Origin of the sequence: Streptomyces sulfonofaciens (genome assembly GCF_014656295.1) — a bacterium.
GTDB lineage: Bacteria > Actinomycetota > Actinomycetes > Streptomycetales > Streptomycetaceae > Streptomyces > Streptomyces sulfonofaciens.
On record NZ_BNCD01000015.1, the window covers coordinates 1 to 25,057 of the forward strand.

The following is a 25,057-nucleotide window of genomic DNA, read 5'->3' on the forward strand; positions in this document are numbered from 1 at the left end:
GGCCGGGCGCCCGCGGGCGCCCGGCCGACCGGGTGCCGCCGGACGCTGTCGCCGGGCCGTCGGCGGTCGCGGCCGGCCCGCCCGGCGGCTGCGGGGCCACTCCCCGGCGGCCGCGGGGTCACCCCCTGGTGTTGCGGCACGTCTCCTCGGTGAGGGCCCTGCCGGTGGGCCAGGCGACGCCCTGGAAGGCGAGGTGTCCGTCCGCACCCCCGCTGCCGGGCACCAGCCGCACGATGGCCACCGCCTTGTCGTACGGCGTGCCGTTGCTGCCCAGGCAGATCCATCCGCTCGCACCGCTCACCTTGGCGACGCCGTGCAGATGGTTCCACGCCTCCGCGATGTTCGCGAGCGCCGGGACCGGGCCCTTCCTGGTCACGCGGTTCTCGATGCCGGTGATGGCGGTGAGCGCCGAGTCGTACATGGTGATGGTGCGCCCGTCGGACAGGTCGGTGGGGCCGATGTCTCCCGGTCCCTCCGGGGAGTCGCCCTCCAGCAGGCCGGTCAGGACGCCCAGGGCGTGCGGCGACCCGCCGGTGGCGGGGGGCGTACGGGCGCCGGCGTTGTGCCGGACCGTCCACGCGTCGGGGTGCGTGATGGTGGCGTACTCGACGGTCAGTCCTCTGCCCGGGGCGAGGGCCGACCAGTCCAGCCGCGGGTCCAGGGCGATGGTCGAGGCACCCGAGACGGTGACGAGCCTGAGGTGCCGGTCGGTGCAACCGCGGGCGCCCAGCGCGTTGATGAGACGGGCGAGGGCGGGCGGGCGCCCGGCGAAGTAGATCGTGGTGGCCTCGGAGTCGCAGACGTTGTTGACCATCAGCCGGAAGTCGTTGTTCGTCACCTGCGACGAGTCGTACCGCTCCGGGCCGTTGGCCGCGCCCTTCGTCACCTCGCGGAAGGCCGTGCGCAGGGACCGGGAGTACATGTCGTTGCCGCTGATGTCCTCGATGAGGAAGGTCTTCTCGTCGTCGGCCTCCAGGTGGTGCTGGAGGGCGTGCGCCTGGTCGAGGTTGGACGGCACCACCTTCGCCAGGCCGGGGTAGCGGTTGTCGCGGTCGTTGGCGAGATCGGTGGCCGTGATCGGGCCGCCCACCACGGGGATGTGCTTCTGCCGGGTCAGGTAGCCGATGGTGTCGGCGGTCTGCCGGACGCTGAGGTTGAAGCCGAAGACGACCCGCAGCCGGTCCTTCGGGGAGCGGGCCATGTCGGAGAGCCAGTCGGCCACCTGCCTGCCGTGCCGGCCGTCACGGCCCGGGTTGGCGAGCACGAGGCGGATGGGCACGTCCTCCTTCCCCGCCTCGTCGGCCCGGTACTGGGCGAGGTAGGCGCCCTGCACCTCGCGCAGGAGCTGGGTCCGCTCCGCCCTGCTCTCCCCGTCCGGAGTCATGGGGATCATGAGGGCGATGGTGGCGTACGGGGTGTCGCCCCGGGTGACGCGGTCGTTGAGCGCCTTGATCCGTGCGGAGACCGGGCGGAGCTCCTCCACGAAGGCGTGACCGCCGTCGCTGATGCCCACGCACTGGCCGTCCTCGACGACCAGCCGCCCGTTGCCGCTCTGGCAGTACTCGGGCAACTGCGCCGCCCAGACGACGGCGCCCACCGCGACGGCCGCGAGGGCCAGGCAGCCGCCGGCCAGGGCATTGCGCACGACGGGGACGAGACCGGCCCGCCACCCCAGCCACAGCGCGAGGGCGAGGACCACGAGGAGCGCGGCCGGGGCGCCGAACAGCACGGGCGCGGGCCAGAACCTGGGTGCCGGCACGTCAGTGGTCCCTTCTGGTGACCGGAAGTTCGGGGACCCGCCGCCCTTGGGCGAGCAGTACGGGCCAACGCCTGGCGGCCTGGGCCGTGGCGGCGTCCTGGTGCCCGTAGGTGACGTCGAGGCCGCCGAGGAGCCGGCGCAGCTCGTTGTCCGGGCTGTCCGGGTCGTCCGTGTAGAGCGAGGAGAGCGTCGACAGGTCCCCCAGCACGCGCACCAGCCGCCCGATGGCCAGGTGCCGGTGGTCGGGCTCCGGACCGGGGCAGGCGGGGCAGGAGGGGCGGGCCCCGGATCCCCGCACGGGGTAGCCGCTCGGCGGGCGGGGGGCCGCGCAGACGAACTGCAACGCGGCCAGCCAGGTGCTCCGGTCGCTGCCGCCGAACAGCGTGTGCAGGCCGGCGACGACCGTCTCGTGGTGTCCCAGCGCCAAGGAGTGGTGGAGGTAGGCGGTGTACGCGGTGCCGTCCCCGTCCGGGGCCGGCCTGCCCCGGCGGTCGCGGGCTGCCGTGTGCAGCCGTGTCCAGTACCCGAACGCGTCGTCCGTGCCCGACTCGCCGGGCGCCGGGGTGCACACGGTGCGCAGACGGTGCAGGAGCAGTTCCCGCAGGGTGCGGTCGGCGACCACGGGCAGGAAGCCCTCGTCGCCCGCCCAGGCGCACCGGTACCAGTGGTCCGCCCCGAGGAAGGCGCGTATGCGGGAGTGCGCCGCGTGCTGCTCGGCACGCGGCGGCGGCAGGTCCGGCAGGTCGTCCGGGCGCAGCGCCGCCGCCCACGGCAGCAGGCTGTCCATCAGTGCACGCTCGGGCACGAGGTAGCGCAGCAGGGAGTCGGCGACGGTCGGCTCGCGCGCGGCGCCGGCCGGGGGCAGGCCCAGCAGGGCGGGGCCCAGTTCCTCCGGCTCGCAGCGGAGCAGGACGCTGCGCGTGCCGGTGCGCAGGTCCTCCCGGGCGGCCTCGACCAGCGGCCAGGCGCAGCCCGGCCGCCCGGCGCTGAGCTGCTCGATCACATTGGGCAGGCCCTGCGGGCAGGGGGAGCCGAGCGCGGCGCCGACGCTCTCGGCCCGCAGGGCCGGAGCCCTGAGCCGCACCCGCCACGCGCCGGGCGCGTCGCTGTGCGGACTGTCCCACTTCAGGGTGTCGAGCTGCGCCACCGTGAGCGGATGCGGGATCCCTGCGCCTGCGGGCCGATCGGCCGCGCTGAGTTCGGTGGCGACGATCACCGGCCGTCCGACCTTCCCGCCCCGGGCGTTGTCGGGGCCCGCGGCCCGGGCGTAGGCGGTCAGGAGCAGATCGAGCAGGCGGCTGCCCGCGGGGGTGTGGGTGTCGTCGAGGAGGAGCAGCGGCAGAGGGTGTATGCGCAGGTGCGGGCGTCTGTGGTGGGCGTCGATGTCCGCGAGGAAGGCGGCGGTCAGACGCTCCTCCAGATCGTGCCGGGCACGTGCCGTGACCTGGTAGCGCAGACTGAGCACATAGCCCAGGAGCTTTCTGATCCCGGAGCCCGCGATGTCGCGGAGCTGGCCGTCCCACCACCGCAGTGCGACCGCGTGCAGCCCCCTGCCGCCGCCCTCGCCGCCGAGGCCGTGGGTGACGAAGTGCCGGACGAGGTCCTCCAGCGGGGCCAGCCCGGGGGCTGTCCAGCGCAGCAGCGGGACCGCCGCGACGGCGAGCGCCCGGAAGGACTCCCGCAGCGGGGGTTCCGGGCCGTTGCCCCGCAGGGCCTCCTCCAGGTCGCGCTGCTTGTCCCGGAACAGCCGCAGATCCGCCAGCCCCGGCCCGCCGTCCGCACCGTCCAGGGCGGCGTCCGGCGGTTCGTCCAGTGTCGTGGCGGCGATCAGGCCGTACGTGAAGCGGGGGAACTCGATGCGGCCGAACCTCGGGACGCTCGCGTCCAACTGCTGGACGAGGTAGGCAAGGGCCGCGAGGGGACGGGACGCGAGGGGGTCCGACTGGTCGGGCGGTGGTCCCACGGGTCCGGGACGCGCCCCCGTCATCGGCCATTTGGCGACGTGGATGCGGTTGACGTGGATCTCGTGCAACCGCTCGCACAGCGCCGTCTTCCCGGTGCCGCGCCCTCCGTGGACCGTGACCACCGGGGCCCCTCGGGGGTATGCGGAGGAGGCGCCCCTGCCCCGGGCGTCCAGTCCGACCGCCGCGGGCACGAAGATTTCCAGGAGCTGCCCGTACCCGTGGAGTGCGCGGTGCGTCATCCATGCCCCCGTGAATGATCGACTCTGTGTCCGGCTCTGTGCCTGCAAGGGATGTGCGGTAGGTGAGGTGAGGGCCCATCATCTTCCCACCGGCGTCCCGGTGTCAGGGGAATTCCCGTGCAACACACCGCGGAGCGGCGACCGTCGGGCGGGGGACGTCGGCGGTCGCGGGCCGCGGCCCGCCCCCCGGGCGGACGACGCCACGGCAGGCGGGGGTGGCGGCGGGTCGGCGGGAGCGCCAGGCGCCCCCGCCGCGTTGCGTGCCCGGGCCCTCAGGTCCAGGGGTTCGCGGGCTGGTCGTTGATCGCGACCCAGAACCGCTGGTTGTCCGGCACGTAACCGTAGGCCCAGAAGGACCAGCCGCCGCTCAGCTCCAGATCGGTGCCGTAGCGGCCGTCGTGGAACTCGGCGGCCCGCCAGTCCGAGCCGAACCAGAGCGAGCAGAGCCGGTCGGCCACCTCGCGGCTGGTCAGCGCGAGGCCCGGTATCGGGCCCGTCGCGGCCACGGTGCCGCGCGCCCAGCCCGCGTAGTACGTGGGGGTGATGCGGGTGGGCACCCCGGTCCCCCAGTCTCTGAGGCACAGCAGCGGCAGGGCCGTGTCGGCCGAGGTGTCGCCCGTGTACGCATTGGTCTGGGAGTCGGCACCCACCCGTACGGTGCCGTCCTCGTAGGGCCCCTTCTCCAGTACGGTCCACGTCATACCGGCGTGGTAGATGGCCGGTGCCGCCTGTGCGGGGGCCGAGGTGAGGGACGAGGTCAGGATGAGCGCGGCGAGAGCGGCGAGAGCGGCCGCGCTTCGGCGGAGCAGCTTCATGGGACTCCTCGGGGCGGGCTGATCCGGTCCCGGCCGGGACCGGCGGGGTGGGCAGGACCAGCATCGAGCCGACCCGCACATCTCCACCTCTTCGTCTTCACGCTCTGTCCATAAATTGACGAAGTCGTACCGGATACGCGCTCTTGCGTCCGTGTCGGCGGGCACGGGAGAAATTTCCGTAAGTTGCTTGAACAGTCCGGCGGGCCCTCACGTGTATCTCATCGAACAGCAGGCGCTGACCTGCTGCGCGACCGCTGAGGGAAATGAAGTCATGATCAGAACTCGTGTGGCCCTGCTGGGCGCCGTGGTGGCAATGGGTGTTGCCGTACTGACCGGCTGTGGCCCGAACGACGGCCAGGGGGCCGGGACATCGGCATCCGCCGGGGCCCAGGGGGCGGGGAGCGCTGCGGGGCTCACCTCCCTCTCGTTCACGCCGGGGACGGCCAAGGACAACAACGCCCCCGCGGACACGGGCGACTTCTTCAAGGGACCGAGCAGCGCCCCGGCCGCGATGAAGTGGGTGCAACTGAGCGCGGGCGCGGCCGGCAAGCTCAACCCCGTCGTCGTCAACGGTGCCGGGTTCACGCTCTACCGCTTCGACAAGGACACCGCCGACCCGTCGAAGTCGAACTGCAACGGCGATTGCGCGAAGACCTGGCCGCCGGTGCTCGTCAAGCCCGGTGGGCGCATCTTCCTCGACGGCGTGGCGAAGTCGAAGGTCGGTGTGGTCAAGCGCGCCGACGGCAACCTCCAGGTCACCGTCGGCGGCTCGCCCGTCTACAAGTACAGCCTGGACACGGCGCCGGGGCAGACCAACGGCCAGGGCGTGGGCGGCACGTGGTTCGGCGTCACACCGGACGGGACGAAGGCGGGCCAGTCCCCCGAGGGCACCGACCAGGGCACCGGCCTCGACTACCGCAACGGCACGGCCGGGCAGCACCACGCGCCGCCGAACACCGGTGACAACTACAAGGGCGACCGCGGCAGCGCGGCCGCGATGAAGTGGGTGCAGCTCACGTCGGGCTCGGCCAACGGCCTGAACCCGATCGTGCACGACGGTGCCGGGTTCACCCTCTACCGCTTCGACAAGGACAGCCCCAACCCGTCGAAGTCGAACTGCAACGGCGACTGCGCCAAGACCTGGCCGCCCGTCCTGGTGCGCAACGGCTCCCGGATCTTCGTCGACGGCGTGCCCACCGCGAAGATCGGCATCGTCAAGCGTGACGACGGCAGGCGGCAGGTCACCATCGGCGGCTGGCCCGTCTACCGGTTCAGCGGCGACACCGGCCCCGGGCAGACCAACGGCGAGGGTGTGGGCGGCACGTGGTTCGCCGTCTCGCCGACCGGTGGCAAGGTCCTGCCGCCGACCGCGGACAACGGTTCGGGTGTGCAGAACGGCGGCGGTACCGCCCCCGCGCCGTCGGCCTCCGACACCTCAGCCGCACTGGGCAACGGCAGCGTCATCCTCGACAGCGGCAAGAACTTCAGCGAGCCCGACGGCTCGCAGGCCACGGCCGGGCCGGGCTGCCAGGACCTCGTCCAGCCGTTCAAGGCCCTGTCACTGCAACTGAGCGGTGGCCCGATCAAGATCTGGTCCGGCAAGCAGTGCACGGGCACCTCGGCGCTGGTGAGCAGCAGTGTCGCCGATCTCTCGGGCATCTTCTCGCAGCCCATCGCCTCCGTCCGCTTCGGCGGCTGACGCCCCGGCGGTCCTCCGCCGCCCAACCCGCGTACCCGGTGCCCCCTCACCCCCCGGTGAGGGGGCACCGGGCGTGAGGGGCCCGGCGCCCAGCCCCTCGGTCACGGTGCGTCCCACGCCCCCCGCCACCGGCTCTGCGCCGCCGCGGGCGCTGCCGGGCGCGGTGACGAGGCCAGGAGCCACACGGCCAGCCACACATAGGCGTTGGAGCCGAGGAAGCCCAGGGGGCCCGAGGCGTCGAAGCGCCAGATCCACACGACGCTGCTGCACAGCAGCACATGGGCGACCGCGCTCCTGGCGTACCGGCCGGAGCGGACGAGCAGGGCGAGCGCGGGCAGCAGCCAGACCAGGTGGTGGACCCAGGTCACCGGGCTGACCAGGCAGGCCGCGGCGCCGGTCAGGGCGATCCCGGTGCGGTGGTCGGCGCGCCTCACGCGCCGGGCCCACACGCAGAGGACCACGAGGACGGCCAGGGCCCACAGGGCGGTGCCGCCCGGGTCGCCGAGCCGGGCGAGCACACCGCGCAGGGACTGGTTCGACACGTACCCGGGCGCACCGACGCGGTCGGTGTGCCACAGCTCGCGGGCCCAGTAGCGCGCGGACGGACCCGGCGCGACGAGCCAGCCGAGGGCGGTGGCGGCCACGGCGGTGGCCGCGGCCACCGCCGCCTGCCTGCGGCGTCCGGTCAGCAGCAGATGGAGGACGAAGAGCGCGGGCGTCAGCTTGAACGCGGCGGCCAGCCCGGTGGCCGCCCCCGACCAGCGGCCCAGGCGGCTGTCGCACAGCACCAGGGCGAGCAGGACGAGATTGACCTGGCCGAAGCTGAACGTGTCGCGCACCGGCTCCAGCAGGAGGAACAGGCAGCCCACGACGGCGTATCCCCGCCAGCCGGACATCCGGCCGAGCAGCGCCCGCACGATGACGGCGGAGGCGGCGACGTTCAGCGCCAGTGCGGCGCCGACCGCCACCGGGCGGCTCATCAGGGCCAGCGGCAGCATGCAGACGGCCGCGAAGGGCGGGTAGGTGAAGCCGTACTGGGTGCCCGGCACCACGAAGTCGTAGATCCGCCCGCCGTGCCAGACCCAGGAGTGCACCGTGCCGTAGTACACGTACAGGTCGAACCAGCCGCGAAAGAGCGGAACGGTGGCCGTGAACAGCGCGGTCGCGCAGACCAGCGCGAGGACCGCGGGCATCGGCCGCCGCCGCACGGCCGCCGCGGCCCGGGCACCGGGCGACCTCACGAGAGGGTGTGCACGTGGCGCGCCCGCAGCTCCAGGCTGAGGACGCACAGCGCGGCCAGCGCGGCCGGCACGCCCCCTGCCACCGCGAACCCCACCTCACCGGCGTCCGCGGCGGAGCCACTGGGCAGGACGACGAGGGCGAGGACCGCGCTGACGGCCGCGGTCCAGCGCCGTGCCCGACCCGGCGGCGCGGCGGCGGCGATCAGGAACAGCCCCCACAGCAGGTACCAGGGCCGTACCGCCGGGGCCAGCACGGCGGCTGCGGCGAGGCTGACCCCGAGCGCGTACACCGATCCGAGACGCGCCCGGTGCCGCCAGGCGAGGGCGGCCACCGCGGCCGTCGCGGCCAGGCCCACAAGCTGCCACACGGGGACCACGAGCGGGGCGAGGCCGCTGCCCGCAGCGGCGAGCAGCCGGCCGGTGAGCCGTCCGAGGGCGGCGATCGGCGCCCAGTTGTACGGGGTGACGGGAGTGCCGAGGGCCGAGACCCAGCCGTAGCCGGTTCCGGCGAGCGCGGTCACCACCGCGGTGACCGCGGCCGCGACGGCGGTGGTCGCCGCGGCCGCCCGCACCGACCTCCAGCGCCCGGTCAGGCGGGACGACCACAGCGAGCCGACGGCCACGAGGCCCAGCGCGGCGGGCGCCTTGACCAGGGCGGCGAGCGTGACCAGGGTGGCGGCGGCGAGGGGCCGGGCGACCGCGGACCACCGGGCACCGACGGCGCCCCGCGCTGAGCGGCGGCTGCCGCTCAGGGCGGCCAGCAGCCCGGTCCCGAGCAGTGCGAGCATCACGGCGTCGTTGTGCGCGCCGCCCACCAGGTGCAGGAGGACCAGCGGGTTGAGGCCGCCGAGCCAGAGTGCGGCGGCCGGGTCGGACCCGCACCGCCGGGCCAGCACCGGCAGCAGGACGACCATCAGCGCGACGCCCGCCAGCGCGAGCACCCGCATGCCCAGCAGCCCGCCCGGCTCCAGCACCCTCGCCAGTTCCAGGAACACCGGTCCGTACGGCGCCGGGCTGCCGCGCCACATGGGGGCGACGTTCTCGACGAGCGGGCCGCCGAGCCTGTCCGGGCCGCTGGTGTACACGTCCATGTGCGCGTTCACCATGGCGCCCTGCGCGAGGTAGCTGTAGACGTCCCGGCTGAACAGCGGGGGCGCCGGCACCAGCGGTACGGTCCAGACGACCAGCGTGACCTGCAACTGCCGCGGCGACGGCGGGACGCCGGAACCCGTCCCCGCCTTCCGGCCCACCAGCCGGCCCAGGCACCACCAGGCCCCGACGAGGAGCACGAGGCCGAAGTACGAGGCGCCCAGGCCCAGCGCGGGAGGGCCGGCGGACGCGCGCGGCATGTCGCGCACCGGGAGTGCCCCCGCGCCGCCCATGCTCCCGAGCGCCAGTGCCGACGTTCCCGCGAGCCCGAGCAGACGGCACCACCTGACGTTCACCACAGGCCGGGAGCCTGGTCGCCGTTCGTGACGCGCGAGCCAATGGCGGGCGGCGGCCGCCTTAAGAATTGGACCGGGGCGGCGTAGGGCGGGCGGCGGCCGCGGGCGTCGGACGGTGCGGCCCCGGACCCGGGACGGACGCGCGCGGGTGCGGGCCGAGAGCGTGCTTAGGCCCGGACCCGTGGGGTGGCCGGTGCGGCGTCCCGGACCCGGCCCGGCCGCGCAGGGCGGTCCGGCCCGGGTCCGGGCGCCGGTCACGGCCCGCTCAGCGCAGGTCGCCGACCGGAAGGGTGTAGATGCCGCGGCCGTGCGTGGCCGCGTACAGCTTGCCGTCGGGGCCGATCTCCAACTGGAGCACGGCCACCGCGGGCAGCTCCCCCACCCGCTGCCACCCGGTCGCACCCGGGGCCCGGTACAGGACGCCCAGGTCAGTGGCGACGGCGAGGCCGCCCTTCGGGGTGACGACGGCGGAGTCCGCGGGCACGTCCGGGAAGTCGCCGGAGACGTCCTTCCAGGTGGTGCCCCCGTCCTTGGACTCGAAGACGTGGCCGACGCCCGCGCCCGGGCCCTCGGTCCACTGCCGGGAGAAGCCGCCGACGGCGAGGTACACGTGGTCGGCGTTCTTCGGGTCGAGGGCGAAGCCGCTCAGATAGCGGTTGGGCACGGTGGCGTCGGCGGGCAGGTCGACCTGGTGCCATCCGGTGCCGTCCGCGTTGCCGACCGCGATGCCGCGCGCGAAGCCCTTGCTGTCGCAGGGGCCGCACCACGCCGCGTAGACCTTGCCGCCCGAGGCCGCCACCGCGGTCGCGGTGTGGCCCTCGCCGAGGTCGAACGCATCGGTCCACTCCTCGCTGCTGCGGATGGCGTACCCGTGGCTCTGCACCCACACGTGCCGACCGCCCGCGACCCAGGTCGAACTGTCCTTGAGGTCAGCCGACATCGGGGCGACGAACCGGGCCTCACCGGTCTCGTTGTCCGGCGGTGCGACGGAGTACGAGGTCGCCTTGGCGGGGTCGTCGACCCAGGAGCCGTCGTTGACCGCGCAGTTCTGGGTGACCTGGACCTGGAGGTAGACGTACGCCTGGGCGATGTTGCAGCCGTTGGCGGGATCGGTGATCGTCGTGGTGCCGTCGCCGCCGAAGTTGGAGCCCATCACGGTGTCGTTGCTCCGCAGCTCCGACTGGCCGTTGTCCTGCAGACCGCCGGTGACCGAGACACCGCCGTGGTCGAGGTCCCTGCCGACGCCGACCGAGTAGTACTGGAGGGCGTCGATGGTGCCGTCGTTCAGCGAGGTCCAGTCGGTGGCGTGGCCGTCCGCGTCCTGGGCGCCGTCGACCGGGCGCTTGTAGACGCCGCCGTCGTTGCCCACGTACACGTACGTCCTGCCGTGGTACCGGCCGATCGCCACACCGTGCTGGTCGGAGTGCGTGGTGGGGTTGCAGTCACCGGTCTGCTCGGCGGGGTCGATGCTCCAGCACGGGAAGCCGAAGTTCCAGTACGGGCCGACGGTAGACCATTTGGCGCCGCCGTCCTTGCTCTCGTAGACCTCTTCCAGGCCCGCGTAGACGTGGTCGGCGTCCGCCGGGTCCACGGCGAGGAACTGGTTGTACCAGGCCTGCACGCCCGGCATGAAGCCCGGATCGGTCAGCGCCGAGCCGGCGGCGGAGAGCTGGTGGTAGTCGGCGATCCTCGTCCAGGGGCCGAAGGGCGAGCCGGACCTGGAGACGTAGACGCCTTCCAGCGAGCTGTCCGGGTTGTCCTCCAGCTCCTTCGGCGACTGCTCGATCGCGTAGTAGCGCGATCCGTCGGCGGAGGGGGCGAACGTGGTCTGGCCGATCTCGTCCGGATCCGAGGGCAGCGCGCCGAGACCGGTCGTCACCTTCTGCCAGGAGCCGTCCTTCTCGGCGTAGAAGCCGTTGTAGTCGTCACCGCTGCGCCAGCCGACCGCGAGCAGGACCTTGGTGGGGTCCTTCGGATCGACGGCGATGTCGTTGGTGATGTTCTTGTACGCCGCCTCGGGGTCGTTCGCCTTGGCGTGGCCCGGCAGGTAGTCCGGGTTGGGGGCGAACTCCAGCTTCCAGTGGGCGGACAGGTTGCTGGTGGAGTGGCTCCACACGCCCTCGCTGGTGGCCGCCCACACCTTCCCCGAGCCGAACCGCAGCTCGTGGATGGTGGTGCTCTCCAGTTCGTCGCCGCCTACCCGGGTGCGCTGCGAGAACGTGCCGCGGCGCGGGTCGGACAGCACGTAGACACCGCTGCCGAGGTAGGCGTCCGCGTTGGTGGTCGCCTCGCCGGTGCCGAGCCACAGCCGGCCCGCCCCGTCCAGCGCCAGCGCGCCGGTGGACTGGGTGGGCAGCTTGTCGCTGATGGGCGTCCAGTGCCCGCCGCCGGTGCTGGAGCGCCACACGCCGCCGCCCGCGCTGCCCGCGTACACATAGCCGTCGTCGTCGGCGGCGAGCGCCGCCATACGGCCGGTGACCAGGCCGGAGCCGCCACTGGAGTTGGAGTCGAAGTCCCGGTAGCGCGGGTCGTCGGAGTCGTAGGGAAGATTGGTGATGTTCTTCCATGTGCCGCCGGTGTTCGGCAGGCTGCTCAGGCTCTGCCATGCCGCGCCGAAGGCGCCGGGGGCGACCACGCCCGGGGCCGTGCGCGCCTCGGCGAACTGCTGCGCGCCCTCGGCGATCTCCTCGGACTCGTTGCCGTCGTCGTCATCGTCGCCGCTGAGCGCGGCGCCGAGGCGATCGGTGTGCGAGGTCCGCTCCTGGGCCTGCGCCTTCAACGCGCGGGCACCGAACGGGCTTGTTTTGGCGCCGGGTGTCGCGGCCGCGGGCACGGCGGCCAGCACGCCCGAGACGGTGACGGCACAGACCGCGAGCCACCGTCTCCCACGTCTCGATGGTGACAAGTGTTGCCTCCCCAGAACTGGTTGCGAAGTCAACTGTTCGGGAAGACCAGATCACGGCAGCCGTGGCGGGAGTGACTGGTGCGCAAGATTTGGCCAAAGCTTTGACGGGCCTACGGGGCCTACGGGGCCTACGGGGCCTGCGGGGCCTGCGGGGCCTGCGGGGCCTGATGGGCCTGCGGGGCCTGACGGGGCCGTGAGGAGCCTGGCCGGGGCCTCGACGGGCCCGCCGTGCCGAGCTCGCGCCGTCCGGTGGCGCGTCGCCCCGCCGGACCGTACGTCCGGCGGGACAACGCCGCGGCTCCTAGTAGATGGTGAAGGACGTTCCGGTCACCAGGGCGCCGGAGAAGGTGGCTTCCGTGCGCGGCGCCAGCCGGACCTGACTGCATGCCCCGACCCAGCACGCCGATGCCGTGTACTGCCCCGTGTAATAGCCGGAGCGGTACGGCCAGTTACCGGAGAACGTGCCGGCCGTGCCGTAGAAACCCTGGTGCGCGTACGGCACGGCACCGCTGTAGAAACAGCCGTCGTTCGCATTGCATATGTTGTGGTTGCTGATCATCGGTGTGTTGTGTGCATATCCCTCCACCACGGAGAGGACGGCACCGGTGGCCGGGTCCATCGTGACGGTCTTCGGCTCCGAGGATCTCAACAGGGCCGAGTCCGCCGCGCTGAGCGTGGTGGACTGGCCCGTCGCCGCGCTCGCGGTGCCGGCCATGTTCATACCCAGGGTTGCGATGGCGGCGAGGGCGGTGAATCCGAGTGCCAGACGACGCGTCAGAGAACGCATGCAGGTACCTCCTGTGATGTCTCTTGGTTCTTCCGTGTGGAGTCGCTGCCGCACGCTAACAGCAGGGACGCGACGGCTTGGTGTTTCTCATCGGCCACACGGACGAATGGCCTGAACCGCCTCTGGAATTCCGCTCCGGGTAACGCAATGACTGGGTGACCAGCGTTTGTCCGCCGCTGAAATCGGAATGCGGGATTCTGTGCGACCGAATACAGGGGGCCGCATTTTCCTGGAGCGCTCACGCGTTGGCCGAATATACGGCAGAACCGCGGGGCGGGGCCGTTGCCGCGAGCGGCGGGCCATGCGGTGGGCGCCGTGTTCGCCCGCGCCCTGCGCATAGCCCCCGTGTGTGCGCCCGGCATCGCTCCCTGCCGCCCGGGGACGACGAGGGCCCCTTCCGCATCGCCACCGGAGCCCGAGCCGCAGCCCTCGGGGATGGGCCATGCGCGGGCGGCCCTCGGCGACAGCCGGTCCCGCCCCGCGTGAAACGGACGTGCGGCGGGGCGGGAGGGGTGTCAGCATGTCCCGCGTGACCTCGACCGGGGCGTTCTCCCTCCGAGCCGCAGCGGCTCGGAACAATGCCGACTGGTGCGCTTCGGTCTGCCGCTCCCACGGCATCCCCTCGACCTTCGGCGGGACGGCATGGTGGAGTTCCCTCCGCACGCCGCCGTACTACCCCGACGCCGTCACCCTCCACCAGGACGCGGTGCCGGCCGCCGTTCTCGCCCGGCTCGACACGGCGTCACCCGGGTGCACGGTCAAGGACAGTTTCGCCGCATGCGACCTCACCGCCAGCGGCTTCGTCGAGCTCTTCGACGCCAGATGGGTCCACCGTCCCGCGGAACGCCCGGCACCGGGGGCGTCGGCGCTGCGCGCCCGGCGGGTCTCCACGGCCGCCCGGCTGCACGACTGGCAACTCGCCTGGCACGGTGGTGGCCAGGCCCCGGACGTCTTCCGTCCTGCGCTGCTGCACGATCCGGCCGTGCTGGTGCTCGCCTTCCACGAGGGCGAAGAGTTCCTTGGCGGTGTCGTCCTGAACCGCAGTGCGGGGCTCGTCGGCCTCTCCAACCTCTTCGCCGTCGACGGCATCGACGCCGACGTCGTCCGGTCGTCCGCGATCACCGCGGCCGCCGACCGCTTCCCCGGCCTCCCCCTCGTCGGTTACGAGCACGGGGACGACCTCGCGGGCGCGCTCGACGCCGGATTCGCCGTGCTCGGCGCGCTCCGCATCTGGCTGCACGACTCCTGACCGCCGTCACGCAAGGCCGTGGCCGCACACGGCCGCCGGGCCCGCGGCCGCTCACGCGTGTGACGCAGGACCGCCGCGCCGAGGAGTGGCACGCAGCCGCAGACCGGTGGGAGTGAGGGCGCCGAGTGTGTCGACCCGGTGGCCGGCTGCGGGCCCGGGCGGCTCGTGGAGGTGCAGTCGGCGGGCCGTCTCCGCGGTGATGAGGGTGAGCTCCGCAAGGGCCAGGGCGGTCCCCTCGCAACTGCGCGGTCCGGTGCCGAAGGGCAGGAACACACCCGGGGTGACGAGGGATCCGGCGGGGTCGAGCCAGCGCTCGGGCCGGAACTCGTCAGGCGCGGGGTGCTCACGGGCGTCCCGGTGGGCGGTGTAGGGGCAGACCAGGACGGTGGTGCCGGGCGCGACGGGGTGGCCGGCGAGTTCGGTGCGCCGGGTGGCCGTGCGTTCCAGGAGCCAGTTCGGCGGGTACAGGCGCAGGACTTCACGGACCAGCGCCTGCGTGTGCCGCAGGGCGGCGAGGTGCGCGGAGGTCACCGCGGCCGGGTCGTCGGGGAGCAGGCGGGCCTCCGCGGCGAGGCGGTCCGCGGCCTCGGGGTGGCGGGCCAGGGCGAGCAGGATCCAGCCGACCGCGCGGGTCGGCGTCTCGACGGTGGCCACGGTCAGCGCGGTCAGGCTGTCGATCACCACGGCGGTCGGCAGCAGTCCGTACGGGGCGGAGGGCCGGAGCATCCGCCCGAGCAGATCGTCCCCCGGGCGGCCCGCGGCCCGGCGCCGCTCGATCACCCGCCGCAACCCGGCCGCGAACACCGCCTGCTGCCGGGCCAGCGAGCGCCGCGCGGGCGTGGGAGCCCAGCCGGGCAGGGGCCAGGAGCGGATCATGCCCTCCCGGGCCGCGGCGAGCCCCGCACCCGCGGCCAGCATGGCGTCGGCGTCCCCGGAGAACAGGTAGCGGCAGCCGATCCTGGCCAGCACGCGCTGGGCACGCGGCAGCACCTCCACGTCACGGTCCTGCGGCCAGCCGGCGGCGAACTCCGCGGCGCCGGGGGCGATCACGCCGATCCGGGCCGCCACCGCCTTCGGCCGCAGGGTCCGCATTCGGGCCGCATGGCCGTACGCCCGCTCCTGGGGCCCGGGCGGGCGCCCGCCCGCCCGCCTGACGGGCCGGAAGGTGCCGGGCGCCGTGGTGTACTCGTACGTCGTGCGCCGCAGCACGGTCTCGCACGGGCCCGCCGCGGCCGCCACGTAGACGCCGGCGCGCAGTTGCCACACGTCACCGCAGGCACGTGCGGCGCGCACCGCCGCACCGAGGCGGTCACGGTGCCACGCGGCCGACCCGCCCTCCCGCCCCGGCAGCCGCGGCGGCTGAGGCTGCTCGGCTCGGCCCATTGCTGATTCCCCCTGCCTCGGAGCGTGTTCTGCGGTCACCGCCACCCCCACCGGCCCCGTCGCCGTCGGCGGCGGCCGGTACCGCTGTGCGGGCCTGCCCGATCGGCAGCCGGGCGCCCGGAAGCCGGGCGGTAGGCAGCCGGGCGGTAGGCGGTGAGGCGGCCCGGGTGGCGGGGACGCCCGTCATGCGGAGGCGTCCCTGGGCTGCCACCGGTAATGCCGCATGGTCTTCCGCCCGAGCGGGAAATACTCCTCCCTGTCGAAGAGGAGGCCGAACGGGCGCAGGACCACTTCTTCCATATAGGGCAGCGCCGGGTGGTCGGGTTCCGCTCGTACCACGATGCCGCGCAGACCCGCGGTGCCGCGGAGTTGCGCGAGGACCGCGCTCGCCGCCTCGCGGCCGTAGCCGTTGCGCCAGTGGCGGCGCATCAGCACGCAGCTCAGTTCCGGGGTGTCGTGCTCCTCGGGGGAGAGGCCGCAGAGGCCGAGGACGGAGCCGTCGTCCTTCTTGCACACGGTGTACATCCCGTAGCCGCGTTCCCGGTGCAGTACGGGCATCCTGGCGAGCAGGGCGAGGAGCCGGTCCGGGCTCCACGCCGCCCGGGTGCCGGCGTGTTTCAGCGCGACGGGATCACTGATCAGGTCCTGCAGCCCCACCGCGTCGTTGAGCTCGGGGACACGCAGGACCAGTCGCTCCGACACGATTCGGGACGGCATCATCAAGGGCATCGTCAGCGGCATCTCTCGCACGGCCGGTGGGGCTGGTGGTCAGGGAAAGCGGGCGGGAACGGTCGGCCGATCCCGCCCACACGGTTGCTCCGGGGCTCCGCACGCCGCCTCTTCACGGCCTTTTCAGGGCCTTTTCAGGCGCACGGAAAGCCCACCGACTCGATCGCCGGGGCTAGTAGTAGTAGATGTAGGCGCCGAGACGGCGAGGGGTCGGCAGCATGCTCATCAGCTTCCTGATCATCACTCCTCCTCTCCCGCGGACCCTCTGGACTCCGCTGGGATATGCCCCGCAGCCCCCGGGGCACGCGCGGGAAGGAATGAAGTCACCTGAACCGGTAAGCGCAAGAGCATTTGTATGACCCGATGGGCGTGCACCGGAGCGCCGCGACACCGTTCACATCGCCCGTGCCCACCCTGACGCGGTATCCGCGCGCCCGCGCGCCCCCGCAGGCCCGCGTCGACGCCCGTCACCCGCGCCGACGCCCGCCCCCTGCCCTGCGGTGGCCCGGCGCACGACCGGCGGTGGCCCGGCGCACGATTGGCGGCCGAGGGCTGCTCCGCGCCGGCCGGGGTCTGCGACGCGGGCGGACTCGTCCTCTCCGCGCCGTACGGGTCCGGGGCGCAGAACCTGGCGGGCACCCGCAGCCGTAGGACGACCGGCCCGAGTCGCGCCGCGCGGAGTGCCTGGCCGGGAACGAACCAGGGCCCTCGCGCGGTCGCGAGGGCCCTGGCTCCCGGGTGTCAGGCCCCGGGTCGAAGGGGGCGCAGTGGTGTGCCGGCGGGTCAGCGCTGCCAGACGTAGGTGCCCGTGGTCTTCGCCGGGAGGGTGGCGGTGATCTGCCGGCCCTCGGAGCGGAGGGTGAAGTCCTGGTCGGCGTCCGTCTGGTTGATGACCACGGTCGCCACGGTGCCGTCCGGGTTGAGGAAGGCCACGTTGGTGACCGTGTCCGCGCTGCCGTAGTCGCTGTCCACGCGCTGGGCGCCGCGCTGGACGAACTTCGCGTACTGCGCGAAGAAGTTGTACTCGGGAAGCTCCCAGTAGGTGTTCCGGTCGGCCAGGCTCTGGATGAGGGGTGTCGGGTCGGGCTTGCCGAACTGCTGGCTCTGCCGGTTCTGGTCGAGCATGGTCGCCCAGGCGACGTAGCCGATCGACCAGTTGCGCAGGTACTGCGCGATGCGGTCGGCGCCCTCGGTGCCCCAGACCATCCGCTCGGTCATGATCACGTCGAGGTCGGGATAGTCGCTCTTGAGCCGGCTCATGGCGCTCGGGTCGCCCGAGTAGTCGTGCAGCGCGATGGCCGTGGAGTGGGAGTAGGCGTCGGTGTAGGCGCCCGGGGTGCCGTACAGGCCCGCGGCGTAGTCCTCCGCCTGGCCGAAGTTGTGGTCGTAGCCCCAGATCTCGGTGCTGAGGCCGGCCTCGGCGAACTCCGCGTGCATGGCGTCGAGGAGCCGCCCCTCCTGCTCGGCGGAGATCAGCATGCTGGGGTAGTTGGAGGCGGCGTTCAGGGGCTCGTTCTGGGGCGTCACCGCGTGGATGGTGATGCCCTGCTCGGCGTACGCCTCCACCGTCATGCGGTAGTACTTCGCGAACACCGGGACGTACTCGTCGAGGAGGTGGCCGCCGATCAGGCTGTTGTTGTCCTTCATCCAGACCGGGGCGCTCCAGGTGGTGCCGAAGACGACCAGGTCCGGGTTGATCTCCAGCGCTTCCTTGAGGGTCGCGATGATCTGGTTGTCGATGTCCTTCTGGATGGAGAAGTTCGCGAGGTCCGGGTCCGCCGCGCCGTCGTCGTAGGTGTAGAACGCCGGCTGGCTGAAGTCGGAGGTGCCGAAGCAGATCCGGGTGAGGTTGAAGCCGGCCCCTGCCGCCGGGTCGAAGAGCGCCCGCAGGGCCTTCGTACGGATGCCGGCGTTCATCAGCGACAGGGCGTAGACGGTCGAGTCCTCCATCGAGGTGCCGATGCCCAGCACGCTCTGGTACGTCGTCGCCGGATCGACGTTGATCACCTGGCCGGAGTCGTCGCCCGCCGGGACGAAGGCGATGTCGTCCTGGGGGCTCAGCCGGTGGGCGACCGCGGCGAGGCCCGCGGCCGGGTCGTCGTACCAGGTCCCGCTCTTGGGCTCGAAGCCGGCGGCAGTGGACTCCGAGCTGAAGGTCACCTGTGCCGCGCCGGAGCCCCGGGGACCGCGCGGTACGGCACCGGCCTGGCCCGGCATCAGCAGCGCGGATCCGGCCGCGGCGGCACCGGCGGTGGTCAGCGCGAGGAAGTTCCGGCGGCTGTGTCCACCGCGGCCCTCCGCGGGGGTGCCGGACGCGGGGCCGGCGGGGGTGTGGGACATCTGATGCTCCGTGGGGGGTCTCGGCTCGTCGCGCAAGGTGGGTGCTCCCGGGTCGTCGACCCGGTGTCACGCGGGTGCGACGGCGTCATGGAAACACACTTACCGAGTACTTAGTAAGCCCTTGGTCCGGACTTGATGTCCGGCCCTCGCACGGCGCGGGACACGGGCCCGGGGCGCCGTACACTGCGCCTGGTGACCGACGACACGGCGCGGGGGCGGGCGTCCGGGAGACCCGCACCCCGCCTTCCGCGCAGCCCCGAGGCCCAGCGGCGGCGCCAGGAGATCCTGCACACCGCGGTGGAGACCTTCGCCGCCCGCGGCTACCACAACGCCTCGCTCGCGGAGATCGCCGACCGCGTCGGGCTCACCCAGGCAGGGGTGCTGCACTACTTCCGTTCCAAGGCGCTGCTGCTCACCGGCGTGCTGGAGCTGCGCGACCAGACCGACATCGAGCAGCTCGGGCCGGAACGGCCGCGCGGCCTGGCGTTCCTGCGGCACCTGGTCGACACCGCCCACAGGAACGCCGAGCGGGAGGGGATCGTACGGCTCTACGCCGTGCTGTCCGCGGAGAGCGTGACCGAGGGGCACCCGGCCCAGGCGTACTTCCGGGACCGCTACACGGGCCTGCGCACCTTCGTCGCCGATGCGCTGTGCGAAGCCTGCGGCCTGGGACCGGCCGGACGGCCGGGGAGCGGGCGGGCCCGGGAGGAGCGGCCGGAGAGGGAGCATCCGCAGACCCGGCCCGCGGGGAGCGAGCCCGCGGAAGCCGGGCCCGCGGCCACCGGGCCCGCGGGGAGCGGGGAGTGGGAGGGGTGGGAGGCCGAGCGGCGGGAGGTGGAGCATGTCGCCAACGCCGTCATCGCGGTGATGGACGGCCTCCAGGTGCAGTGGCTGCTCTCGCCCGAGGCGGTGGACATGGCCGCGGCCACCGACCGCGTGGTCTCCGCCCTGCTCGCCTCCCTGGCGCCGGAGCGGTTCGGACCCGGAGCCGGGTCCGGAGCGGCCTGAGCCGGCGCGGTCCGCGCCGGGCCCGGACCCCCTGCCGGGGCGGCCGCCCGGCACGTGTGGCGAGGTGTGCCGGCGGGCGCCGCGCGCCGCCCGCGGTGCTCACAGGGGGCTGCGCAGCGCGGTGCGGCCGGACCGCCAGCGGGGCAGGGCGTGGGCGGCCAGCAGGCGGTCCAGGTGGCCGGTGGCGCGGATGCCGAAGACGAGGTCCGCGGCGAGGTCGGGCTCCTCGGTGAGCAGGCCGTCCACGACCTCGCGGCGCACCACCTGCTCGTGCACGGCGTCGGCCTCCACGTGCTCGGTGTAGAAGTGCTCCGCGGCGGGTCCGGCGCCGGTGCGCCGCATGGCTGCGGCCAGCCGCGCCGAGGCGGGCGACGACGTCACCTCCACCGAGGCGAAGTGCCCGACCAGTGCCCCGCGGTGGGCGCGGTGCAGGCCGAACAGGGACATCAGGTTGACGGTGGCGAGGGCCGCGGCGGGCGCCCGGTCCAGATAGCGGCCGTAGGCGGGGTCCAGGCCGAGGTCGGCCATCAGCGCGGCGAACAGTTCGGCGTGCACCCCCTCCGCCCGGCCCGCGCCGAACTCGTCGTACTCGACCGCCACCATGGCGGCCTTGGCGCGGCCCCGCAGACGCGGGATGACCCAGGCGTGCGGGTCGGCCTCCTTGAGGTGGTACAGCGAGCGGAACGCGGCGTACTCGCGCAGGTGCCCCAGGCTCCCGGCACGGGACAGGAAGCGGCTGATGTCGGTGCCGTCGTCCTCGGCGGGCTCGACCAGCAGCGCGTCCAGAGCGGCCGTGACGTCCGCGCCCCGCGGCACGGCGTCGTGCAGCGCCGCCTCGAAGCACCGCTCCAGCCGGGCTCGCAGGCCCAGCAGCCGGGCGTCCCACTCCCTGTCGGGTCCGACGCCGGCGAAGCCGCGGTAGTGCAGTTCGTACAGGAGGTACAGGGCGAGCTGGAGGTCGTCGCCGTACGGGTCCGCGGCCGCGGTCTCGCGCGCGCCGGGCAGGGCGGTACGGTCCGGGTCGGGCGAGACCAGCGCGGCGCGCACGGCGCCGGACAGCTCGCCGCGGGGACCGGGCAGCGGGGGGCCGCCGGGCGGGCCCGCGGTGCGCGACCTGCCGTGCGGCGGCCGCCCCGGGGCCTGTTCCGTGGCTCGTACCGGTGCCGTCATCGTTCCTCTCCCTGAGTGTCGTGCGGGCGGGCCCCGCCGGTGCCGGCGGGCCCGGGGCCCGCCCCCGCCGCTCCGCGCGGTGGGCCGTCGTCGCGCGGTGTGCCGCTGTGCGGTGTGTCGTCGTCCCGCGCGCCGTCGCGCGGTGTCCCGCCCGGCCGGGACGCTTTTCTTCGGTGCCTGCGGTGGCTGGTGTCACACCAGGGCGGGGTCCGCGTGCGCCGGCAGGTGCAGACGGCCACGGTGAAGCGGTCCGACGTGGCCACCGTGCCGTCGTCGAGCACCACCTCGACCGGGCCGGGCACCAGGAGCGGGCCCTCGGCGCCGAGGGTGATGCGGCAGGGGCGGCGCGCCGCGGGATCAGATGCGTTCGGCACGGATGACCACCAGTTCCTCGTCCTCGTCGCGCACGGTGAGCAGGCCGCGGGCGCGCAGCCAGGGCAGCCGGGCGCGCAGCACCGGCCCGAACGGAATGCGCCTGCGGTCGCAGACCGTGCCCCGCAGGCCCCCGAGCGCCAGCCGGTGGAGGGTGTCCTCGACACCGCAGAGCCCCGACTGCACCAGCAGCAGGGCTCCGTGCGGCCGCAGCACCCCGGCGGCGCCGGCGCAGATCGCGTCCAGGACGGTCCGCCCGTCGGTACCGCCTTCGAAGGTCCGGCCGGCGCCCCGCGGCCGGTCCGCGGGCCACTCGCCGCCGCGCCGCGTCCCGCCGGGCCCGACTCCTCGCCGGGGGTCGCCGTCCCGGTCGGCGCCGGATTGCGCCCCCGCCGCCGTTCCCGCCCCCGGCTCCGGGGGAGCGGACACCACGCGGCGCTCCGCCGCGCCGGGCGGGGGCGTGGGGACGTACGGGGGATTGCAGAGGACCAGGTCGAAGGAGCGTCCCAGGACCGGACCGAACAGGTCCCCGCGGTGCACGGCGATCCGCTGGCCCGCACACAGTGCGTTCAGGCGTGCGGTCAGTACGGCACGCCGTCCGATGTCCACCGCGGTGACCCGCGCGCCCCGCCGTGCCGCGCGGATGGCGAGCGCACCACTGCCGGTGCCGACGTCCAGCACCTCCGCCCCCGCCGCGAACTGCTCCCGGGACAGCGCCTCGGCCAGCAGGAACGTATCTTCCTGCGGCGCATAGACGCCCGGTGGCACCAGCGGTGCGAAGCGGCCGGCCGGGATGCCCGGGGCCGGTCGGAAAGCGGTCGTCATGCAGAACCTCCGCGAGTCGGCGTCGGCCGGGGGCGCCGTGCCGGATGCCCCGGCCGGACGGCCGGAAGCGGGTCGGGCGCCTTCGGCCCTGTGGACCACCTACGCGTACCCCGCCCCGGCCGGTCTACCGGTCCCTCGTCCGCACGGCCTGCGTCCCCGGAACGCCGTCGGGCCGGCCGCCGGTGTGCGTCACGCCCGTCCGCCGTCGTGCGCCGGGCCCGGCCCGACCAGCTAAAACGTCCTCGTGCTGCCGGGCCCACGTATGAGCCGGCCATCCCCGGATACTCGCGTCGCGATGACCCGGGGCGCGGCACAGGGACCGCGCCCGGTGACGGAAAGAGGCCCTTCATGACCAGGTCGCCCCGACTGCCCGGTACACCGGTGTCGCTCTGGATGGAGACGGCGCCGGAGCCCGCCCGTCCGTACCCTCCGCTGCGCGCCGACACGCAGGCCGACGTCGCCGTGCTCGGCGGCGGTCTGGCGGGGGTGTGCACCGCGTGGGAGATGGCACGCACCGGCCGCTCCGTCGTCCTCGTCGAGGCGGACCGGCTGGGGGCGGGGGTGACCGGTCACACCACCGCGAAGCTCTCCGCGCTCCAGGGCCTCACGTACCACCGGCTGCGCACCGCGTTCGGTGCCGAGGCGGCCCGCCGGTACGCCACCTCGCAGAGCCAGGCCGTGGAACGGGTGGGCGAGGTGAGTGCGGAACTCGGCATCGACTGCCGGTGGGAACGCCGTGACGCCTACACGTACACGACCCGCAGCGAGGGCGAGGACGAACTGCGTGCGGAGGCGGAGGCGGCGCGGGACGCCGGGCTCGACGCGGAGTTCGTGGCGGCGACCGTGCTGCCGTTCCCGGTCCGGGGCGCGGTCCGGGTGCCGGACCAGGCCCAGTTCCACCCGCTGGCGTTCCTCGCCGGCCTGGCCCGTGACATCACCGACCGAGGCGGCCGGATCTTCGAGGACACCCGGGTCACCGGACTCCACGAGGGCTCACCGTGCCGGGTCGGCACCGCGCAGGGCGCCGAGATCACCGCGCGCGACGTCGTGGTGGCCACGCACTACCCGATCTTCGACCGCGCGCTGCTCTTCGCGCGGATGGCTCCGCACCGGGAACTCGTCGTCACCGGACGCATCCCGCGGGAGGACGACCCGCAGGGCATGTACCTGACGCCCGAGGACCGCACCCGATCCCTGCGCACCGCGCCCTTGGACGAGGAGCACCGGCTGCTCATCGCCACGGGGGAGAAGTTCCTCCCGGGCACCGGCGGGGTGGTGGAGCGCTACGCACGGCTGGCGGCCTGGATGCTGGAGCACTTCCCCACCGCGCAACCGGTGCACCGCTGGGCGGCGCAGGACAACTCGACCACCGACGGGCTGCCGTTCATCGGCCTTCTGCACCCCGCGGCCCGGCACGTGTACGTCGCCACCGGGTTCGGCGGCTGGGGAATGAGCGGGGGGATGGTCGCAGGGCGGCTGCTGCGGTCGCTGATGGCGGGCGAGAGCCTGCCGTGGGCTGGCCTCTACGACCCGCGCCGGCTGCACCTAGCCCGCGAGGGCCGGGGCCTGGTGGAGCGGCAGGCCGAGACGGCCCGGTACTTCGTGGGCGACCGGCTGCCCGGCCGCGAGGAGCCCTCGACGGACGACATCGCTCCCGGCCGCGGGGCGGTGGTGCGCAGCGGAGCACGGCACCGCGCCGTGTACCGGGACGAGGAGGGCGGCCTGCACGCGCTTTCCGCGCGCTGTACGCACCTGGGCTGCCTGGTGCGGTTCAACGACGCCGAGCGTACCTGGGAGTGCCCGTGCCACGGGTCGCGGTTCGCCACCGACGGACGTGTGCTCCAAGGGCCCGCGGTGCACCCGCTGAAGGCGGCCGAAGCGGCACCGGCGGGCGGCCGGCGGCAACGGCACGACGACGTCAACTGACCGCGTCGAGCTGCCAGAGCTGGTGGTCCGCGCCGGTGCAGGTCCGCTGCCACACGGCGGCGCCGTCGTCGTCGCCGGCCGCGGTCAGCAGCCGGCCGGAGCCGAGGTTGACCACGGCGAGCCGCCCGCCCGGGCCATGGGACTCCAACCGCCACCGCTGGGCGTCGCTGTCCGTGGCCTCCCAGACCTGGACCACGGCGCCGTCCGCACGGCTGGCGCCGGCGACGTCCAGGAACTTCTCCGTGTCGGGCCGGCGCAGGGTGTACGCGTCGTGGGCCGGGTCGAACTCCACCGCCCACTGCTGGCCGGGGCTGCCGTGCGGACCGAGCCGCTGCCACACGGCCACGGGCAGGCCGTTGTCCCAGCCGCCGCCCGGCACGTCGAGGACCTTCCCGGAGGCGGCGTTCTCCAGGACGTAGACGCCGTCCTGCACCAGTTGGTCCACGGGCATGCCCTCTTCCTGTCCGGAATGGAGGTCGACGCGGGGTGGCAGGCCGCAGGGGCGCGCGGCACGCGCCATGACCGGAGGGCGAAGCGGTACCGCCCACGCCGCCGGTCGCGGCCGGCAGATCGAACTGTACGCGACCTCGGGCGATCCGGCCCCGGTCGGGCGTGCCGCGCGACGGGCGCCGCTCCCGCCCGCCGGGCGCACCACCACCGTGCTCGGACCCGTCACCCCCGGTGGCGGGGGTTTGGACGGGGCGATCCCGGTCACCCGAACCGACGAGGTGGCCCAATGCCCCAGAGAAAGCATCACGGCACAACCGAAGAGAACAGCAGCGACGTGACAGACGAGCAGAGGTCCGGGAGCGCGCGTGACAAGCCGCCGGGCCCGATGCAGATCCTGCACCGTGCACGTGCCCAGCTCACCGAGCTGACCGGGATGACCGCGGAGTCGGTGTCCTCGTTCGAGCGGTCCGAGGACGGCTGGACGTTGGAGGTCGAGGTCCTGGAACTGGCCAGGGTACCCGACACGATGAGCCTCATCGGCAGCTACCAGGTCCAGGTGGACCAGGACGGTGAGCTCATGGGCTACCGGCGCGTCCGCCGCTACGAGCGGGGCCGTGCCGATTCGCACCAGCGCGGCTGAAGCGCGGCACCGGGCCGCAGGGAGCGGTTGGTGCACGCCTGAGCGCAGGAAGCATCGAGCGCGACGGTGGCGAACACCGGGTACGACGACCGGACGCACATCAGCGAACAC

19 protein-coding genes are annotated in these 25,057 nt (G+C 73.8%); 5 read left to right on the forward strand and 14 right to left on the reverse strand.

Going from position 1 to position 25,057, the window contains the following annotated elements; genetic code table 11:
- Positions 1-118: 118 nt before the first annotated feature.
- From IE313_RS22980 to IE313_RS22990, 3 genes are all read right to left on the reverse strand, one after another.
- Positions 119-1,759: an ABC transporter substrate-binding protein gene (locus tag IE313_RS22980; protein ID WP_189935280.1), complete on the reverse strand. Its 1,641-nt coding sequence runs from the start codon at positions 1,757-1,759 to the stop codon at positions 119-121.
- 1 nt (position 1,760) lies between these two features.
- Positions 1,761-3,962, reverse strand: coding sequence for a hypothetical protein (locus IE313_RS22985; RefSeq protein WP_189935282.1), 2,202 nt, complete (start codon positions 3,960-3,962; stop codon positions 1,761-1,763).
- A 272-nt stretch (positions 3,963-4,234) separates the two neighbouring features.
- A complete protein-coding gene (locus tag IE313_RS22990; RefSeq protein WP_189935284.1) occupies positions 4,235-4,777 on the reverse strand; it encodes a flagellar hook-length control protein in 543 nt (180 codons plus the stop codon).
- Positions 4,778-5,048: 271 nt separating this feature from the next.
- Between IE313_RS22990 and IE313_RS22995 the strand changes: the two genes are divergently transcribed.
- Positions 5,049-6,476, forward strand: a complete 1,428-nt coding sequence (locus IE313_RS22995; RefSeq protein WP_189935286.1) for a hypothetical protein — start codon at positions 5,049-5,051, stop codon at positions 6,474-6,476.
- A gap of 101 nt (positions 6,477-6,577) precedes the next feature.
- Here IE313_RS22995 and IE313_RS23000 read toward each other — a convergent pair whose 3' ends face one another.
- The 4 genes from IE313_RS23000 to IE313_RS23015 form a co-directional block, all read right to left on the reverse strand.
- Positions 6,578-7,717: a glycosyltransferase 87 family protein gene (locus IE313_RS23000; RefSeq protein WP_373317041.1), complete on the reverse strand. Its 1,140-nt coding sequence runs from the start codon at positions 7,715-7,717 to the stop codon at positions 6,578-6,580.
- Positions 7,714-9,165: a polyprenol phosphomannose-dependent alpha 1,6 mannosyltransferase MptB gene (mptB, locus tag IE313_RS23005; protein WP_189935289.1), complete on the reverse strand. Its 1,452-nt coding sequence runs from the start codon at positions 9,163-9,165 to the stop codon at positions 7,714-7,716. The genes IE313_RS23000 and mptB overlap by 4 nt, the downstream gene beginning before the upstream one ends.
- 262 nt (positions 9,166-9,427) lie before the next feature.
- Positions 9,428-12,067 carry a ligand-binding sensor domain-containing protein gene (locus IE313_RS23010; RefSeq protein WP_189935291.1) on the reverse strand — a complete coding sequence of 880 codons (2,640 nt, stop codon included), beginning with the start codon at positions 12,065-12,067 and terminating at the stop codon, positions 9,428-9,430.
- A gap of 301 nt (positions 12,068-12,368) precedes the next feature.
- Positions 12,369-12,854, reverse strand: a complete 486-nt coding sequence (locus tag IE313_RS23015) for a hypothetical protein (RefSeq protein ID WP_189935293.1) — start codon at positions 12,852-12,854, stop codon at positions 12,369-12,371.
- Between the two features lie 529 nt (positions 12,855-13,383).
- Between IE313_RS23015 and IE313_RS23020 the strand changes: the two genes are divergently transcribed.
- Positions 13,384-14,103, forward strand: a complete 720-nt coding sequence (locus IE313_RS23020) for a hypothetical protein (protein WP_229924870.1) — start codon at positions 13,384-13,386, stop codon at positions 14,101-14,103.
- Between the two features lie 51 nt (positions 14,104-14,154).
- Here IE313_RS23020 and IE313_RS23025 read toward each other — a convergent pair whose 3' ends face one another.
- The 3 genes from IE313_RS23025 to IE313_RS23035 form a co-directional block, all read right to left on the reverse strand.
- Positions 14,155-15,396, reverse strand: a complete 1,242-nt coding sequence (locus IE313_RS23025) for a cytochrome P450 (RefSeq protein ID WP_229924871.1) — start codon at positions 15,394-15,396, stop codon at positions 14,155-14,157.
- Between the two features lie 273 nt (positions 15,397-15,669).
- Positions 15,670-16,206, reverse strand: a complete 537-nt coding sequence (locus IE313_RS23030) for a GNAT family N-acetyltransferase (RefSeq protein WP_189935299.1) — start codon at positions 16,204-16,206, stop codon at positions 15,670-15,672.
- Positions 16,207-16,998: 792 nt separating this feature from the next.
- Complete coding sequence (locus IE313_RS23035; protein ID WP_189935301.1) at positions 16,999-18,555, reverse strand: glycoside hydrolase family 30 protein; 1,557 nt, start codon at positions 18,553-18,555, stop codon at positions 16,999-17,001.
- 192 nt (positions 18,556-18,747) lie between these two features.
- On the opposite strand from IE313_RS23035, the gene IE313_RS35400 reads away from it, so the two are divergent.
- A complete protein-coding gene (locus IE313_RS35400) occupies positions 18,748-19,563 on the forward strand; it encodes a TetR/AcrR family transcriptional regulator (protein WP_229924872.1) in 816 nt (271 codons plus the stop codon).
- Positions 19,564-19,662: 99 nt separating this feature from the next.
- Here the strand turns inward: IE313_RS35400 and IE313_RS23050 are convergent, their stop codons facing one another.
- From IE313_RS23050 to IE313_RS23060, 3 genes are read right to left on the reverse strand one after another with little or no spacing between them, the layout of a single operon-like run.
- Complete coding sequence (locus tag IE313_RS23050) at positions 19,663-20,733, reverse strand: iron-containing redox enzyme family protein (protein WP_189935303.1); 1,071 nt, start codon at positions 20,731-20,733, stop codon at positions 19,663-19,665.
- On the reverse strand, positions 20,730-21,107 hold the full coding sequence (locus IE313_RS23055; RefSeq protein ID WP_189935305.1) for a CDGSH iron-sulfur domain-containing protein: 378 nt from the start codon (positions 21,105-21,107) through the stop codon (positions 20,730-20,732). The genes IE313_RS23050 and IE313_RS23055 overlap by 4 nt, the downstream gene beginning before the upstream one ends.
- A complete protein-coding gene (locus IE313_RS23060) occupies positions 21,091-21,930 on the reverse strand; it encodes a methyltransferase (RefSeq protein WP_189935307.1) in 840 nt (279 codons plus the stop codon). Before IE313_RS23060 ends, IE313_RS23055 begins: the two co-directional genes overlap by 17 nt.
- A gap of 348 nt (positions 21,931-22,278) precedes the next feature.
- Here IE313_RS23060 and IE313_RS23065 point away from each other — a divergent pair, with 348 nt between their 5' ends.
- A complete protein-coding gene (locus IE313_RS23065; protein WP_189935309.1) occupies positions 22,279-23,856 on the forward strand; it encodes an FAD-dependent oxidoreductase in 1,578 nt (525 codons plus the stop codon).
- Here the strand turns inward: IE313_RS23065 and IE313_RS23070 are convergent.
- Positions 23,849-24,307: an RICIN domain-containing protein gene (locus tag IE313_RS23070; protein ID WP_189935311.1), complete on the reverse strand. Its 459-nt coding sequence runs from the start codon at positions 24,305-24,307 to the stop codon at positions 23,849-23,851. The genes IE313_RS23065 and IE313_RS23070 overlap by 8 nt on opposite strands.
- Before the next feature lie 285 nt (positions 24,308-24,592).
- Here IE313_RS23070 and IE313_RS23075 point away from each other — a divergent pair, with 285 nt between their 5' ends.
- Complete coding sequence (locus IE313_RS23075; RefSeq protein WP_189935313.1) at positions 24,593-24,946, forward strand: gas vesicle protein GvpO; 354 nt, start codon at positions 24,593-24,595, stop codon at positions 24,944-24,946.
- The last annotated feature ends 111 nt before the right edge of the window (positions 24,947-25,057 follow it).

What these genes read in the sequence shown, in the direction of transcription:
- IE313_RS22985 (WP_189935282.1), bottom strand. Translation starts at nt 3,962, where the DNA reads ATGACGCACCGCGCACTCCACGGGTACGGGCAGCTCCTGGAAATCTTC.
- IE313_RS22990 (WP_189935284.1), bottom strand. Translation starts at nt 4,777, where the DNA reads ATGAAGCTGCTCCGCCGAAGCGCGGCCGCTCTCGCCGCTCTCGCCGCG.
- IE313_RS22995 (WP_189935286.1), top strand. Translation starts at nt 5,049, where the DNA reads ATGATCAGAACTCGTGTGGCCCTGCTGGGCGCCGTGGTGGCAATGGGT.
- IE313_RS23015 (WP_189935293.1), bottom strand. Translation starts at nt 12,854, where the DNA reads ATGCGTTCTCTGACGCGTCGTCTGGCACTCGGATTCACCGCCCTCGCC.
- IE313_RS23030 (WP_189935299.1), bottom strand. Translation starts at nt 16,206, where the DNA reads ATGATGCCGTCCCGAATCGTGTCGGAGCGACTGGTCCTGCGTGTCCCC.
- IE313_RS23035 (WP_189935301.1), bottom strand. Translation starts at nt 18,555, where the DNA reads ATGTCCCACACCCCCGCCGGCCCCGCGTCCGGCACCCCCGCGGAGGGC.
- IE313_RS23050 (WP_189935303.1), bottom strand. Translation starts at nt 20,733, where the DNA reads ATGACGGCACCGGTACGAGCCACGGAACAGGCCCCGGGGCGGCCGCCG.
- IE313_RS23060 (WP_189935307.1), bottom strand. Translation starts at nt 21,930, where the DNA reads ATGACGACCGCTTTCCGACCGGCCCCGGGCATCCCGGCCGGCCGCTTC.
- IE313_RS23065 (WP_189935309.1), top strand. Translation starts at nt 22,279, where the DNA reads ATGACCAGGTCGCCCCGACTGCCCGGTACACCGGTGTCGCTCTGGATG.
- IE313_RS23070 (WP_189935311.1), bottom strand. Translation starts at nt 24,307, where the DNA reads ATGCCCGTGGACCAACTGGTGCAGGACGGCGTCTACGTCCTGGAGAAC.
- IE313_RS23075 (WP_189935313.1), top strand. Translation starts at nt 24,593, where the DNA reads ATGCCCCAGAGAAAGCATCACGGCACAACCGAAGAGAACAGCAGCGAC.